General features: G+C 42.7%; 14 protein-coding genes. 8 read left to right on the top strand and 6 right to left on the bottom strand.

Annotation, left to right across the window (positions count from 1 at the left end; all coding sequences use genetic code 11):
• Positions 1–7: 7 nt before the first annotated feature.
• Both VK179_21170 and VK179_21165 read right to left on the bottom strand, forming a co-directional pair.
• The gene (locus tag VK179_21170; protein HLO61276.1) at positions 8–1,558 is read right to left on the bottom strand and encodes a carboxylesterase family protein; all 1,551 of its coding nucleotides are present in this window, start codon (positions 1,556–1,558) and stop codon (positions 8–10) included.
• A 76-nt stretch (positions 1,559–1,634) separates the two neighbouring features.
• Positions 1,635–3,956, bottom strand: coding sequence for a right-handed parallel beta-helix repeat-containing protein (locus VK179_21165; GenBank protein HLO61275.1), 2,322 nt, complete (start codon positions 3,954–3,956; stop codon positions 1,635–1,637).
• A 218-nt stretch (positions 3,957–4,174) separates the two neighbouring features.
• On the opposite strand from VK179_21165, the gene VK179_21160 reads away from it, so the two are divergent.
• Together VK179_21160 and VK179_21155 are read left to right on the top strand one after the other, a co-directional pair.
• Positions 4,175–4,978, top strand: a complete 804-nt coding sequence (locus tag VK179_21160; protein ID HLO61274.1) for a hypothetical protein — start codon at positions 4,175–4,177, stop codon at positions 4,976–4,978.
• A 108-nt stretch (positions 4,979–5,086) separates the two neighbouring features.
• The gene (locus VK179_21155) at positions 5,087–6,202 is read left to right on the top strand and encodes a DUF4105 domain-containing protein (protein HLO61273.1); all 1,116 of its coding nucleotides are present in this window, start codon (positions 5,087–5,089) and stop codon (positions 6,200–6,202) included.
• Here the strand turns inward: VK179_21155 and VK179_21150 are convergent.
• The gene (locus tag VK179_21150; GenBank protein ID HLO61272.1) at positions 6,158–7,903 is read right to left on the bottom strand and encodes an endo-1,4-beta-xylanase; all 1,746 of its coding nucleotides are present in this window, start codon (positions 7,901–7,903) and stop codon (positions 6,158–6,160) included. The two genes, VK179_21155 and VK179_21150, sit on opposite strands and share 45 nt — an antisense overlap.
• Before the next feature lie 74 nt (positions 7,904–7,977).
• Between VK179_21150 and VK179_21145 the strand changes: the two genes are divergently transcribed.
• From VK179_21145 to VK179_21130, 4 genes are read left to right on the top strand one after another with little or no spacing between them, the layout of a single operon-like run.
• Positions 7,978–8,457 carry a hypothetical protein gene (locus VK179_21145; GenBank protein HLO61271.1) on the top strand — a complete coding sequence of 160 codons (480 nt, stop codon included), beginning with the start codon at positions 7,978–7,980 and terminating at the stop codon, positions 8,455–8,457.
• Complete coding sequence (locus VK179_21140; protein HLO61270.1) at positions 8,454–9,518, top strand: radical SAM protein; 1,065 nt, start codon at positions 8,454–8,456, stop codon at positions 9,516–9,518. The genes VK179_21145 and VK179_21140 overlap by 4 nt, the downstream gene beginning before the upstream one ends.
• Positions 9,488–10,306 carry a hypothetical protein gene (locus tag VK179_21135; protein HLO61269.1) on the top strand — a complete coding sequence of 273 codons (819 nt, stop codon included), beginning with the start codon at positions 9,488–9,490 and terminating at the stop codon, positions 10,304–10,306. The genes VK179_21140 and VK179_21135 overlap by 31 nt, the downstream gene beginning before the upstream one ends.
• A 5-nt stretch (positions 10,307–10,311) precedes the next feature.
• Positions 10,312–11,172: a TraB/GumN family protein gene (locus VK179_21130; GenBank protein ID HLO61268.1), complete on the top strand. Its 861-nt coding sequence runs from the start codon at positions 10,312–10,314 to the stop codon at positions 11,170–11,172.
• Positions 11,173–11,276: 104 nt separating this feature from the next.
• Here VK179_21130 and VK179_21125 read toward each other — a convergent pair whose 3' ends face one another.
• Together VK179_21125 and VK179_21120 are read right to left on the bottom strand one after the other, a co-directional pair.
• A complete protein-coding gene (locus tag VK179_21125) occupies positions 11,277–11,795 on the bottom strand; it encodes a nitroreductase family protein (protein HLO61267.1) in 519 nt (172 codons plus the stop codon).
• A gap of 120 nt (positions 11,796–11,915) precedes the next feature.
• Positions 11,916–12,668 carry a lysophospholipid acyltransferase family protein gene (locus tag VK179_21120; protein ID HLO61266.1) on the bottom strand — a complete coding sequence of 251 codons (753 nt, stop codon included), beginning with the start codon at positions 12,666–12,668 and terminating at the stop codon, positions 11,916–11,918.
• Between the two features lie 236 nt (positions 12,669–12,904).
• Between VK179_21120 and VK179_21115 the strand changes: the two genes are divergently transcribed.
• Positions 12,905–13,513: a hypothetical protein gene (locus VK179_21115; protein HLO61265.1), complete on the top strand. Its 609-nt coding sequence runs from the start codon at positions 12,905–12,907 to the stop codon at positions 13,511–13,513.
• 5 nt (positions 13,514–13,518) lie between these two features.
• Here VK179_21115 and VK179_21110 read toward each other — a convergent pair whose 3' ends face one another.
• Complete coding sequence (locus VK179_21110) at positions 13,519–14,487, bottom strand: hypothetical protein (GenBank protein HLO61264.1); 969 nt, start codon at positions 14,485–14,487, stop codon at positions 13,519–13,521.
• 65 nt (positions 14,488–14,552) lie between these two features.
• Here VK179_21110 and pepT point away from each other — a divergent pair.
• Positions 14,553–15,263: peptidase T (gene pepT, locus VK179_21105; protein ID HLO61263.1), on the top strand; the 711-nt coding region annotated here is incomplete at its 3' end.

Raw genomic sequence — 15,263 nt, 5'->3', positions numbered from 1 at the left:
TTCGTGATTACCAAATGAAATTCATCAGTTCCCTGTCGTGATTATTGACAATTTTGCATTCATTGTCGAAATACATAGTTTCACCGTTTTCAACCGTGTAAGGTTTCCACTCAGGTAATACGCCTGCCACATTGGGATTACCCGTTTTTATAAAATTGAGCCAGGCCGAACTCATCTTATCAGACAGTATCCATGCCTCCTTTGAGTTGCCTGTCCAATCCGGTCTCAGGTCAACATTATTAAATGCCAGTGATATGTCAAGGCCATGAAAAGATCCTTTTGATGCACTGTCAACGGGACTTTTCCATGCAAGCATATATACATATAAGGGAGCTCCTTGCTGCATAGCCCGGGCATCTGCAGTTTGAATTGTAAATGGTCTGAAAACCTTATCAATAGAAAGAAGATCCTGAGGGGTAAAATCAGGATAGGCTTTGGAGAATAATTCAATATACCGGTTTGTTTTGTTGCCATATTCTTTTGCCAGCCGAACTTTTGCCTTTTCCATGGTCAGGTCCTTTTCCCCATAAACAACAGGCATGAGCTCATTGAATGTGGTGCCCATCATCAGCGGAATATCCTTGGAAATATCAGCAAAACCGGGACTGAACGGTTGCTGCATCAAAACAACACTGTCGGCCGAAGGCGAGAAGCCAAACATGGTTGGTGAGCCGGGTTTTCTGGGACCGTTAATTTTAGTTATTGCGTCATTTCCTGCTTTAACAAGAACCGCATATGAAATGGTATCCAGTTTGCCGGCATCATTTGGTGTTAGGCCCAGATTTTCAAGCACTGCCAGCCCCAGAGCCTGTGATTTTTCTTTAGTCATTACATTTCGCAGGGTTCCGCTCTGAATGATCGCTTTTTGAAACAAGCCCTTTGCCGACGGCATGCACATCAGTGTACCCACTTTTCCGCCACCACCTGATTCGCCCACAATGGTAACATCCGAAGGATTGCCGCCGAAATTCTCAATGTTTGCCTTTACCCATTCAAGGGCTTTTACTAGGTCGAGCATTCCAACATTTGCCGATTGCGCATACCTGGGTCCGCAAGCCGATAAATCAAGGAATCCAAGAATATTCAACCGGTGATTTACAGATACGAATACAATATCACCTTTTTTTGCCATGGCTTTTCCGTAAGTCATCGGATCGTTGCTGCTTCCAACGTGAAATCCGCCTCCATGCAACCATACCATAACAGGACGCTTTTTGCCATCGATAATTCCGGGAGTCCAAACATTTACGCTGAAGAGTTTCTTCTCATCCTGCATGGAATCAGCAATCCAGGGAACTATTTGTCTGGCCGCCGGACCAAAATCACTGCATTCGAGAATGCCTTTCCAGGCATCCGGATCCTGCGGAGGCATAAACCTTTCGGCTTTTGCATAAGGAATTCCTTTGAAAGTATAGACACTATCGTCAATAATTCCTGAAATTTCGCCAAAAGTTGTTTTTACAACCGGCTTTTGATCTTTTGCTTTACCAGAGTCACATCCGGTAAAACAAAAAAAGGCGGCCAAAAAAAAAGCAGTGATGTAAATATGTGCTTTCATGAGAATAGGGTTGTGTTTTTTTCAAAGATATAAACTTCATAGTACCCTTTTCTCCGGGAGTATCTTTTTTCTTTGTCTATTGCACCACAGCCTTACCAAGGTATTTACTATGATTTGTGATGATCTGCAAATAATAGATACCCCGCGGAAATAATGTCAGATTTAATTCCGCTTTTTTATCTCCTTGATCTACTCGTACTTTATTGCTTAAAACTTCAATGCCCTGTTGATTATATAGCTTTACTATTAAATCTTCTTCATCCATATCTATAAATTGAATATATAATAGCCCGTGAGTAGGATTCGGAAATACATCCAACCGGTTATCCTGATATGCATCTAAGCCGGTTATCGGAACAACATGAACCATCAATGTATCCGAATTCCTGCAGGTGTTCGTATCAGTTACAACAACCGTTATGGTATGACTTCCGGTTCCGAGACCGTTTCCTGAAATTTCAAAACCTGAATTTTGAGAACCATCATTCCACAAGTAGGAATAATTATCCGGGTAGGGACCAAGAACGAAACTTTGATCAGTGGTTATAATCGAGTCTTCTCCCAGGCTGATCAACGGCAGTTCGCGTATTTTTAATGTAATGATACCCGCAGCACTTTCACATCCTGAAATCGCCTGAGTGGCATAATAAACATAAAGACCCGGATGTGATTGCCCGGTGTTAAATGTATTTCCGGAATGTACAGCGTTTGTTAATTCAGCGTCGCTGTACCAGGTAACCTCATCGCCTGGAGCTGTCAATTCAGGTACTTCCTGCCCTTCACAGATTGCTGTATCGTTTGAAGAGGGTGGTTCAGGATTCGGAACGGAAAGAATGACTGTATCGGTACTTACCGTTTTGTCATCGGCAATGATAATACAGTTATAATAACCGGAGTCAGTCAGAGTTACCGTATCAATGGCAAAAGTATCCTGGTTGGCTGAAGGAATATCTGACCCGTTTTTCTGCCACTGATAACCCAGTATGCCGCCAATGGCTATTGTTTCAAAGAGAGCTGATGCTTTCTGGCATATCGATTCGCCGACCGGTTGTTTCAATATATGGAAATTGTCCTGTTGGTACTCATAAGCCCCAATATCAATTTTTCCGTCAAATATTCTCGGATTGCCGTCCAGGTCGGTGCTTGAAATATACAAGCCGGTTGTATCAAGCCTGCCAGCATTGATGCAAGGTGAATTATCTTTCAAATGAAAATTATAGATTGATGTATCCCCAAACAGGGGATCGGTATTAATATTATTTATGAAATCTCCGCTAAACTCATCAGAGTTAATTCCTTCAATATTGCTATTAAAAATATTGCCAGACAGAGCGCCGTATTCCGGCAAGACCCTACGAATGTTTTGCGGACCATTATCCCGGCAAATGCAATTGTACATATTCAAATGATTCTGATTCAGCTGAATTCCAATCGAATTTTTAATTATAGTATTGTTAATATAAACCGTTCCCGCTCCAAATCCACTCCCTTGGTTTATACCGACTTTGCTATTACCCAAAATTAAATTATTGACAAAGTGAATACCGCATATACTTCCCGTAAATCCACACCCATTATTGAATTGAATTATGTTATTAGAAACCATACCCCGCCAAATGGCTTCTAAATCATTGACTTCTATTCCATTGCCATTATTGTTTTGAATTCTGCAATTATTAATGCGGAGCCTGTAATTTTCAGAAGACCTGATCCCGTAGTGACCATTTAATTCAATGGTTGAATTATCAACATATAACCAACCTGATTCTCGGGATAAAACGCCTCCATCCGTATTATTTCTGATTTTACATCCAAATAAATATATACGGCCGAGATAACCATATATTCCCAAACCGCGATTATTAGCTATTAAACTGTTACTAATATTTATTTTGCTATTTTCCAGATAGATACCATTTGTGAAATTATTTGTTATACAACTATTCTGCATATCAAGTAAGTAAGAAGCATTAACCGCTGATCCATTTATATTAAATTTTTTCACATATTGTATCCTGCAATAATTTAGTTTAGCAGTTCTCCCACCTATTCCGCCCCAACCTCCTGTAGACAAATTCGGATCTGAAAAACCTGTTGTATCCTTTTTAGTAAAAAAAATTGTATCACCAACAGCCCCATTGGCAAAAAGATATTTTTGTGCATATAACCCATATTCTGTCTGGAATTCAACAACCGTTCCCGATTCAATAATCAGGGTGTCAGCTAAAACCCAACCTGTTACTTTTACAGTATCGGCATTCCATATGGTTTTGCCGGTATAGGTACCGCTCACATAAATAGTCCCCTGCGCCAGGCATGAATTCCAAATGCCTGAACTGATCAGGCAAATAGCGAGGAATTGGAAAAGTATCCTGCATTTTTTATAAATGGGTGTCATGATTTAGGGTTAATGGGTTCAGAAATTTCTGTCAGATTATATCTCTTATAATTTATGAAGGATTACGGTGAATGTCAAATTATTATTGACAAACACAATCCCATCAATGACATAAATGAATCTATCGATTATCAAATAACTCCTCATGATTCAGCGTTAACAAGCCTTAATTTTTTATAATTTAGAGGTTAATCAGAACTTATTTAAACCCATTTTCCATGAAAAGAAGAACCTTTATTAAAGAGGCCGGTGTTGCCGCCGGTTTGATTGCTGCTGCTCCCTTGCTTACAAAATGTACTACAACTGAGGAATATCCTTTCCCGCTTGTTGACCTGCACGTGCATACTACCAACGAGTTTACATTAGACGCGATTATGAAAATCGCTAAGGAAAGGAATGTAAAATTTGGAATCGTGGATCATCCTGCTGACTGGGCGCTTAAAAATGATGCCGACATGGTGGCATATATCGAAAAACTGGAAAAATACCCCGTTTATAAAGGCTTACAGCCTATGATTACGGGATGGCAGAAACGATTTTCGCCTGAAGTACTGGCAAAACTTGATTATGTGCTGATGGACCCGCAAACCATTCCGATGCCAAACGGGGATTACATGAGGATATGGGAGTTTGATACCTATGTTGAGGATACTGAGGATTTCATGAAACGGTATATGGAACATTGCCTCAATATCCTTCACAACGAACCCATCCATATTTTCGGTTGGCCGCTATTCCTCCCGGTTTGCATTGCGAGGGATTATTATACCCTGTGGACCGAAGAGCGCATGAACAGTATCATTGACGCTGCCAAAGCCAGGAATATTGCTATTGAGATCAATGATATGGCTCATACCCCGCATGAGGATTTCATACTCAAAGCCAGGGCGAAAGGATTGAAATTTACTTTCGGATCCGATTCACGGAGTCCAAATGCCGGAAGACTGGCCTACAGTAAAACGGTTGCAAAAAAATGCGGACTAACGGCTGACGACTTTTATATTCCGGCAAAGAAGAGTTAATTTTACAACAGTAGAATTAAACTCATCGAAAATGCCAGGCGAAGTCTGTGAAGTTCCGTACAGACGAAGTTGAAAACTTCGCCTGGCATTTCCGTAATTAACGAATTAATGAAAAAATTACTGCCGGGACTGTTGTTCCTGGTATTCCTGATTCCTGTACGTGCCGGCAATCTTACCGTTTCAGTTATAACCGTTGATCCGGGAAAGGATGTCTATTCTGTTTTCGGTCACACCGCCATACGGATAATAAACAATTTTACCGCAACCGACAGGGTTTATAATTTCGGAACATTTGACTTTGATGATCCTTTTTTCTATCTGAAGTTTATCAGGGGTAACCTCAATTATTTTCTTTCTGTAGTGCCCTATAACGATTTTATTTACTCGGTCGAAACTGAACAACGCACAGCCCGGGAGCAGGTGCTTAACCTTTCCGATCAGGAGGCCACCCTTTTAAAACAGCAACTTGAACATTGCTACCAGTCGGATGAGCGATATTACCGCTATGATTTCTTTTATGACAACTGTGCAACCCGGGTAAGGGATTATCTTGAAAAATTCAGCCTGGTTTCCGATTCAACCGGTTTCTGCTGTTCCTCGTTAAGAGATTTACTGATCCCCTACATAAAAGAAAAGTACTGGCTAAACCTGGGGATTAACCTGGCCCTTGGTAAAAATGCCGATAAACAGGCTTCTCCGGCAGATTACATGTTTTTGCCCGATTACATTTATAAAAGCCTCCAACAATCAAGAAGTGTAAGGGATGAGAAAGTCATGCTGACCGTAATACCCCATAATGAAAACCGGAAAATGGCATCTCTCTGGCCCTGGATAATCACCGGTATTATCCTGGCTATGATGTTAACCCGCTTAAGCCGGCGAATCCTTTTTTATATCCTGTTTGGCGGTGTTTCCATTACAGGGTTAATTCTGCTCACGGTAAACATACTTACTGTAAATCAGGCGCTGAAAGCTAACTGGAATTTACTATGGCTGCTGCCCGCTCTGCCTGTACTAGTCACAGAAAGACACCGGGTTGGAAAATACCTGCGCCTGGGCTACCTGGTTCTTTTGATGATGTTCCTGATTTTCATCAATCATTTACCCCAGGAATTTTCAACCACATTGCTCCCCTGGATACTGGGCATCATGCTGGTTCTGGCAAAGGAACCTTTCGAATTATGGAATCACTATTTTGCGGTGAACCGAAAAATGGTTTCCTGAAACAGTGATTACATAAAGTCCATGCCAGTCGGACCTTGTTTCTATTACCCTGTTATCATCTCCATTGCTTTCGATATGAGCGATATTCCTTCCGTTTAAATCGGAAATTAATATTTCCTTTGCGCCGGCAATTCCGGTTAAGATAAAACGTCCGTTATTAACCGGGTTTGGATATACGGATATTGCTTCCGCCTGTATCTTTTCTGCAACTGTAGGATCAACCAATGTAATATACACCGTATCGGTGGCACCCGAACCATCATGTGCCCTGGCAACCACAGTAACCGTGCCTGTTGTAACAGGTGTCAGCAAGCCTTCAGCACTAATTGTGGCAAGTTCAGGCTGAATAACTTTCCATGTAATGAGTGTGTCTGCCGCGTTTGCTGGCCATACCCCGGCATGCAGTTGTAGGGTTTCGGCCAGGGTAATGGTGTCCTTCCCATTGGGAATGGATATCGAAATGCTGTCCACAGGCCTTTTAAGGATTACCAGATTCTTGTATGTAGTTCTGCCTTTATCCCATGTAGTGGCCCTGACAGTTACAATGCCGGTCGTAACAGGAGTCAACAACCCCGTGGCACTGATGGATGCTGCGCTGGTCGGGCTCACAGTAAAAGAAACCGTTTTAATAGTGGTATTTAACGGCAATACAGTTGCCGTGTACTGAAGAGTTTCATCAAGGTAAAGGGTATCTGTGTCATCCTTTGCAGAAAGAGTTATTGAGGATGAAAGTGTCAGTGTATCGTTTATGTATGCTTTTAGCCAGGTGAATGCAGCCCGCTCAGTACCCGCCTGGTTTACAAGGTATGCGCCTTCATTTGTTCTCCACAGGCCATAACGGAAACCCCACATTGTGATACCCTGGACTGCAGGATGTTGCCAGAATACGGGGAAAACACGCATGTATTCCCTTAGCTGAACCAGATCAGAGGTTCCGTCAATATCCAGTTCTGAAATATATATCGGCAAACCGGTTGAAGCAAGTAAATCAAGGCAGGACCGCGTCAGATCGGGAGAAACTCCATACGTGCTGAATGCGTGGCCCTGGATACCGATGCCATCAATCAGGCTGTCGGCCTGGAGAAGACTGATGAGCTGTTTGTATTGCTGTGCACTGGACAGATTATTTGTGACACTGTATTCGTTAATGAGGAGTTTGGCCCATGGAAAATATTGGCGGGCAAGCCTGAATGATGTTAACACCCAATCCCACCCCGTGGATCCGTTGCCTCCGAGTGCTTTTATATAATTACCATGATTGGCACCTGTTGGCGGTGCATGCAGCGGCTCATTTACCACATCGATATAATCGATGCCCGGATACCGTGCCGCCACAAGTGAAAACCATTCCTCAATTTCCTCACGCTGTGAAGCGGAGTCAAGCGATTCCATCCACCCCGGCTGCTGATTTCCCCATATAAGGGTATGTTCCTTGAAAGCAAAACCTTTACTTTCAGCCAGGTTATAAGCAACATCCATTTCGGACCAGTTCATTGCATCGCGTCGGGGTTCGGCGGAGCCCCACTTACCCCCGTTTTCGGGAGTAACCTGGTTCCAGTATTTTGAAAAGTTTGTACTTTGATTGCTGCTGTAAGCACATCCAAGGAATTTCGACTGCCCGTCGGCCAGAGGCTGTGCTGATAAACCAAAACAAGTCATCAACCCAAAAACGAACGCTGTAATTTTCTTTACTTGCATCATATCACAACACCATTATCTTTGCTTTCAAATGTAGTAAGAATACCTTTAATTGATTCCTTCTAAACTTATAAAGCATGAAATCCTTTACTGACAATAACATTGAGATTGCAGCACTTTTACGTGACTGGGAACCCCGGTTGCAATTACTTCCTGAAGCAGTGATTGGTGAAAGAAGAAACAGTCAGAACCGCACCATCCGGATGGTACTTGGACACTTGTGCGATTCAGCTTCGAATAATCTGCATCGGATTATTCATTTGCAATATAACGAAAGTCCGGTCGTCTTTCCCGATTATGCCAACCTGGGCAATAATGACCGTTGGATTGCCATCCAGAGTTACCAGGATGAAAACTGGGAAAACATCATTCAACTTTGGAAGTACCTGAATTTTCATCTGATTCATGTTATTGAACATGTGAATGAAGAGAAACTGACAGCAGTATGGATATCCGCCTTAAAGCAGGAAATAACACTTGAAACCATGATTCTTGATTATCCCCGGCACTTAAGGCTTCACCTTGATGAGATTGAAGAACTGATTATGAATCCATGAACAAACGAAGGCTTAGGAAAGCTATCTCAAGGATCAGGGCACTTCCTATCAATCATTACCTGGTCCTGTATTTGCTGAACAAGGCGAAGCATTTTTATTTTAAGTATTCGCACTCAACCCGGGTTGCCAGGCCTTCAACCATCATGCTTGAGCTTACCAATCATTGCAATCTGGCCTGCACAACCTGTCCAAGGGAATATGATTCCGGAAAGGCAATGGACAAAGGTTCCATGGATAAATCAGCGGCCTTCAGCATAATTGATGAGTTATGGCCTTACCTTGATTCCATCGGACTAACCGGGATGGGCGAAACCTTTATGTACAGGGAAATCGAAGAAGTTGCCGGTTATATAAAAAGTAAAAATAAGGGTATCGTAATCTCGGTTTCAACCAATGCACAGTTGCCCGGATTCATTGAGAAAATTGAAAATCTGGCCGGAAAAATCGATACCATCCAGGTGTCGGTTGACGGGTTGGGCGATGTGTATGAATTGATAAGGAAGAAAGCGGATTTCAGCACACTGGATGAAAACCTGAAGCAACTTTCTATGCTCTGCAGGAATACAAAAACCGATATTATGCTGAACATGGTGGTAACCCGTGAAAACTACAGGCAGATGTCTTTAATTGTTGATTTTGCAGCGCAAAGAAACATCCGCTACGTTGATTTCACACTGTTTAACCTGGCAGCAGTCACGAATTTTGATCCATCGTATTATAGGTTCTATGAGTCGCCTGAATTTCTTGCTGCCTGTGCCGAACTGGATAAAAGGATTGAAGAAAACAAGACTGTTGAGGTTACAAGATACTTCCGTACTGAAAAAAGCTTCCGGAAGTGCCCCTTCCCATGGACTCATTTTTATGTTTGCTGGAATGGATTCATGGTTCCTTGTTGTGCCAAACCGTTTCCTAAAGAACTGAATTTCGGGAACTCATTTGAATCAGGCATAATGGAAGTACTGAATAGCAAGGCGTACAGAAAATTCAGGGAATTATGGTATGCCGGGAAAACACCTGAATTCTGCCGTAAATGTCATTTTACCGAAACCGGTTTAAACTGATAGCCGTGGATAAAGATCTGGGCGTGATATTGAAAAAAATGGGATTCACCGACGACAGCCGGGGGATCATCAACCGGTATATAAAAGTGGATGGCGCCTGGGACCCGCATTTGGAAAACAGCAGGAATTTTATTCTTGATTGTGTAAGGGATCGCAATTACAAAGACGTAGCGGTTTATGGCAGCGGATGGCATCTCGATCTTCCGCTTGAGCAACTATCCAGGTTATGCAACCATGTATGGTTGTATGACCTTGTGCATCCCAGGCAAATTCTGCATAAGATAAAGAAGTTTAAAAATGTGACATCTGTTACCGCCGACGTATCAGGGGTATTGAAGGATGTGTATGAATTTGTGAGGAGCCACCGGAGTCATGCTGAGCGGAGTCGAAACATATTTCGTCCCGAATACCCTTCGACTCCTTTTGGAGTGACAGTCCCTCCTGATTTTGCCATTTCGCTCAACCTGTTAAGCCAGATCGGCGACCTTGTCACCGGTTACCTTTCACATCATGTTTCCTTAAGCGAACCGGAAGCCGACGATTTGGCTGCAACCTTGCAGGAATCGCATCTGAAACTGATGATGCAGCAACCTTCATGCCTGATCACCGATGTAAGGGAAGTATGGTATGACAGGGACGACAAACCCTGCAAAACCAAACAGTTAATTAAATGTTCTTTACCTGTAGGGAAAAGATCTGCTACCTGGCAATGGGATTTTGATCCGCTCGCGGAATACAATCCCGGCTTTGTTACCCGCTCGGAAGTGATTGCACTTGAACTTGAATAACCTGTATGAAAAGTCATTTCAAATTCCGGCTGTATTTCCTGCTGTTGGTTCTGCTCATCGGGGTTCCCCGAACCAGCGGACAGTCGCTTCTCTGGACGATCACAGGAAATAACCTTGCCGACACCTCATACCTGTATGGCACTATTCATATAACCGACTCAAGGGTTTTTGAATGGAAAGACACCGTTTTTGAAAAGCTTCTTACCTGTGACGCCTTTGCTTCGGAACTCGACCTGAGCATGGAGAATATGATCAGGATTGTCGGTATGATGAAGTTACCCGAAGGTGAAACTCTGCATAATCATTTCAGCCAGGAAGAATATGATTTCATAAAAGAAGCGGTGAAATCCTGTTCAGGAAGAGATCTCTCAGATTTTGATAAAATAAAGCCCCCCGCCTTAATCTCTCTTTGCTTTATTGGAAACCAGAACGGGGGACTTGAATCCACAGTGGATGAATTGCTGTATGCACGGGCCAAATCAGCAGGTATGCCCACGTATGGCATTGAGACGGTAGAAGAGCAGATTTCACTTTTTGATAAAATACCTGACCATTATGTGCTTGAATATTTTCAGCACCTTGACGAGCAGGACCGGGAATATGACAAACTCGTAAGGTGTTACAGGAGAGCGGATCTTGACAGCCTGCTCATCCTTATTGAGGATGAAGAATCCGGCTCCCTGCTGAATGATGAACTCATCCGGCTCCGAAATTACAGGATGGCAGAACGCATTGTGCCGATCATCAGGGAACAGGCAACATTCATAGCCATAGGATGCGGTCATTTACCCGGAGAAGAAGGAGTGCTGGCGCTTCTGAGGAAGCAGGGATACCGTGTGGAACCCGCTAATGTGCCAATGAGGTAATGTGCTAATGTGCTAATGTGCTAATGTGTTAATTTCTAATGATGTAACTATGGAGAATCTTCAATTAGCACATTGGCATATTGGCATATTATCATATTAGCACATTAAATATACCTTACAATCTCTTCAGGTTTTTTTCTTGTTTTATTCCCCCTCTTCTGCACGCCGTCATGAGGGTATCCGAGGGGAGTAATCCCAAACACTTCCTGGTTTTCACTTAAACCCAGCGCTTTCCGTAGAATAGCCGGATCATAAGCTTCTATGTAACACCCTCCCAGTCCTTCATTTTCAGCTGACAGCAGGATATGTGTCATTAATATGGCCATGTCGGTTTCAAGAGAATTGTATTTATCGAAAGACCTTACCCAGGACTTATCCCTGTAGCCCACCGGAACAAGCAAAACCGGCGCTTCCTTGAACCAGGGCCGGTGATAGCAGGCCCTTACTTTCTCAAGCATGGGAGGCGACTGTACAACCAGGATCTCCCATGGCTGATAATTGCAGGCAGATGGCGCCAGTCCGGCATTTCCAAGTATTTTCATGATTACCTCACGGGAAACAGGCTTTTGCGGATCGTAGTCGCGCACACTTTCACGCACACGGATTAGTTCGGAGAATTCCATAGATTTAATTAGTTAATGTGATAATGTGATAATGTGATAATGTGCTAATGTGCTAAAATGATGTAACTATGGAGAATCTTTAATTAGCATATTGGCACATTATCACATTAGCACATTGGTTCATTCTTTCATTCTTATCTTCTTGAGTTCCCGGATCATCCTATCAGATGTGAGATTTATAAGTTCATTTAATTCAAGACATTGAACGGTTTCAACGGGTATTTCTTCAAGAATTCTGACGGTGAAAGTTTGCCTGGGCTGAAACCAGAAGCCGTGCCGGGGCAAAGCCTCTCCTGCCCCGTCAATAACAACCGGAATAATGGGCACATCAACCGATTTTGCCAGGATGAATGCACCTTCCTTAAATGGTTGAATGTTGCCATCGCTCGACCGGGTGCCCTCCGGAAACATAAAAACAGAGATACCCTTTTTCAGAACATCAATGCATGATTCGGCCATCATTACGACACTAAGTTTATCTCCCCTTTTCACCAGGATATGCCCGTTCATACGGATAACCCATCCTACGAAAGGAACACGCGACAATTCGATCTTCGATACCCACCTGAAGTTAACATTCAGTTGATTCAGCAGCGCTATATCAATTACGCTCTGGTGATTGGCTACAAAGATGTAATTCCTTCCATGACCTATATTCTTCCGGCCTTCAACTTTCAAATGCCAGCCCGGATTACAGGTAAGGTAAAGCCTTGTCCATAGCATTGTGTAAAACTGTGTAACCGCGTGTTTACGGTCAAACGGATAAACAACCAGCCAAATGATCACATATAGTGCGAAAAGCGGAGTCAGCGTAGCTAAAATGAACGTCCAGATATACAGAGAAATCAGGAAAGTTTTGAAATCGGTTCGCATGAAAGTGAAAGTGAAATTGGCTGCCCGCAAAAAGCACTAAACAAAAATAACATCAATTTTAAGCAAACTCTATTCCCGCTATCAAAAAAGTATTTTTTCGTATATTTGAATGGAATAAATCAGCCTGTTTTATATTTAAAGTTTTGATAATCAAAGTCCTGAAATTACCGGTTGATTTTCCCGCTGTCAATGGCATAAAGTTTGTTCCCTGCCATTACATGATTAAATGATCAGAAATGATAAAAAAACTTCTCATATCCGGTTTGTTTGCTCTTATGGGCATATTGGCTTATTGCCAGACTGCTCCCCCGGCCGAAACCCCTCATGATACCATTTTTAAAATCAACGGACAGCAACTCCCTGTTGATGTTACAACGGTGACGCCCACTTATATAAGTTTCGTACTTCCCGGAAAACCGGATGAATTTACCATTGAAAGAAAAGAAGTTCATAAAATTGTTTACAAGAACGGTAAAATCGACATTTTAAACAAAGCTGCATTTGTTATGCTCGATGAAAGCAGCTGGGAAGCCGTATGGATAACCGAAGAAAAGAACGATGTAGGTAATCTTTATATGCTGGGAGAAATAGACGCCAAATCACCGTCGAGTTCACGCAGTGCAGCCTCTGCCAAAAAGGGAGCCATTATCAAGCTGAAAAAGAAAGCCGCCAATATGAAAAGCACTGTTGTGCTTGTTACCAAAAAACAGGCAACTGGCGGTTACGGCGAATACCCGGGTTACTATATAAAAGGAATCGCATATGGACCCGAACCTCCCGAACAAGGACTCACTCCGGCAAACGGAAATCAGAAATCCGCATCGGTTAAAGATGCCGGCATGTAAGCCCGTTAAAAGAAGAACAATACAAATTCTTCTTTTTGACCGTCGGGTAAAAATTCATTTAATCCTGCCAATTCAAGAACCCTTCTGACAGGCAGTTCAGTATGCTGAACTCCGTTGAGATTTTCATTCACCATTTTAACAAAAACACCTGGCAACACCGGCGAAATGACTGCACAGCTTGCTATAAATCCCCTGTGAACTGTTAATTCAATAGTCAATCCGAATTCGGGTACCGTATTCCGGAAAACATAATCCGGCGACCAACCGAAAATCCAGTCAGCACTCCTGTATTTTGTATCTGCCAGTTCGCTGATGGTTATGACTTCTTTTAGCGGATTGTAATCTGAACCTCCGCATTCTGATTTTATGAAATTGAAGAACAAGCCGCAAAACAGATCAATATCTAACCTACCATTTAAACAGGTTGAAAGGTTCGTTACCGTACTGCGGTTAGATTGAACCGCCTTATCGGAATACGTGCCGTTCTCACGGGTAATAGCCCTGTTCAGAACATCAAGGTCCGACTCAAACAGAAGGGTGCCGTGATGCAGAACGCGGTTACGGAATACATGTTCTGCATTTCCGGAAACCTTTAACCCATTCACCATGATTTCATGCTTCGGACCCTGAACGGCTTGCAAATTCAAGGTTTGAAGAAACCTGATGACAGGTGAAATGAAAGAGGTAAAATCAACGAGCTTTCCGGGTTCACCGTTCTTTATAAAAGTGAAATTGATATTTCCCTCATCATGATAAACCGTCCCGCCACCAGTAAGTCGGCGGGCCACGCGAATACCCTTTTGCCTTAAAAACGGGTAATTGATTTCAGAAAGTACATTCTGATGTTTTCCGCAAATCACCGATGGTACGCTTTTCCACAGAATAAAATATTCGTCGCTGCTGTTCCTCAGGTAATACTCTTCGGCAGCAAGGTTAAAATAAGGATCGGTATTATCCGAATAAATACAAAACATGCTATAAAGGTAGTGTTCGCAATGTTTTTTTTGTATATTAACCCGACAAATTAACGACAGAAGCTATGGATAAATTGATTGACCGGTTCATCCGTTATGCAAAGATTGACACTCAATCCGATGAAAATTCAAAGTCGTGCCCCTCTACAAAGGGTCAGCTGGTTCTGGCCGGATTACTGGCGGATGAGATGAAGAGCATTGGCCTGAAAGATGTGTCGGTTGATGAAAACGGATATGTGATGGGTACATTGCCTTCGAATATCGAAAAAAGCATTCCTGTTATCGGTTTCCTGGCTCATATGGATACTTCGCCCGATTTCAAATCTGATCACGTGGAACCCCGTATTATTGAGCATTCAGGCAAAGCCATTGTGCTGAATCCGAAAGAAAACATCCAGCTGTCACCCCTTGAATTTCCAATCATAAATAATTACATCGGCCAGAAAATCATTGTTACCGACGGCACTACCTTGCTGGGTGCCGATGATAAGGCAGGAATAGCAGAAATCCTTACCGCTGTAGAATTCCTTATACAACACCCTGAAATTAAACACGGAGAAGTACGGGTAGGGTTTACACCCGATGAAGAGATCGGTCGCGGCGCTGATAAATTCAATGTGATAAAATTCAACGCTGCTTTTGCTTATACAATGGATGGAGGCGGAATAGGTGAAATTGAATATGAAAATTTCAACGCGGCACGGGCTAAAATTTCAATCCAGGGTTTAAACGTGCATCCCGGATATGCAAAAAATAAAATGAAGAATGCGATGCTG

The sequence above is a fragment of the Bacteroidales bacterium genome, from assembly GCA_035299085.1.
In the GTDB taxonomy this organism is placed as follows: Bacteria; Bacteroidota; Bacteroidia; order Bacteroidales; family UBA10428; genus UBA5072.
The sequence above is the reverse complement of the archived record's forward strand: the minus strand, read 5'-3'. Positions and strand labels throughout refer to the sequence as shown.

Coding starts and splice junctions, on each gene's coding strand:
- VK179_21115 (HLO61265.1), top strand. CDS start 12,905: ATGATAAAAAAACTTCTCATATCCGGTTTGTTTGCTCTTATGGGCATA.
- VK179_21120 (HLO61266.1), bottom strand. CDS start 12,668: ATGCGAACCGATTTCAAAACTTTCCTGATTTCTCTGTATATCTGGACG.
- VK179_21155 (HLO61273.1), top strand. CDS start 5,087: ATGAAAAAATTACTGCCGGGACTGTTGTTCCTGGTATTCCTGATTCCT.
- VK179_21165 (HLO61275.1), bottom strand. CDS start 3,956: ATGACACCCATTTATAAAAAATGCAGGATACTTTTCCAATTCCTCGCT.
- VK179_21135 (HLO61269.1), top strand. CDS start 9,488: ATGTCATTTTACCGAAACCGGTTTAAACTGATAGCCGTGGATAAAGAT.
- VK179_21140 (HLO61270.1), top strand. CDS start 8,454: ATGAACAAACGAAGGCTTAGGAAAGCTATCTCAAGGATCAGGGCACTT.
- VK179_21160 (HLO61274.1), top strand. CDS start 4,175: ATGAAAAGAAGAACCTTTATTAAAGAGGCCGGTGTTGCCGCCGGTTTG.
- VK179_21150 (HLO61272.1), bottom strand. CDS start 7,903: ATGATGCAAGTAAAGAAAATTACAGCGTTCGTTTTTGGGTTGATGACT.
- VK179_21110 (HLO61264.1), bottom strand. CDS start 14,487: ATGTTTTGTATTTATTCGGATAATACCGATCCTTATTTTAACCTTGCT.
- VK179_21130 (HLO61268.1), top strand. CDS start 10,312: ATGAAAAGTCATTTCAAATTCCGGCTGTATTTCCTGCTGTTGGTTCTG.
- VK179_21145 (HLO61271.1), top strand. CDS start 7,978: ATGAAATCCTTTACTGACAATAACATTGAGATTGCAGCACTTTTACGT.
- VK179_21170 (HLO61276.1), bottom strand. CDS start 1,558: ATGAAAGCACATATTTACATCACTGCTTTTTTTTTGGCCGCCTTTTTT.
- VK179_21125 (HLO61267.1), bottom strand. CDS start 11,795: ATGGAATTCTCCGAACTAATCCGTGTGCGTGAAAGTGTGCGCGACTAC.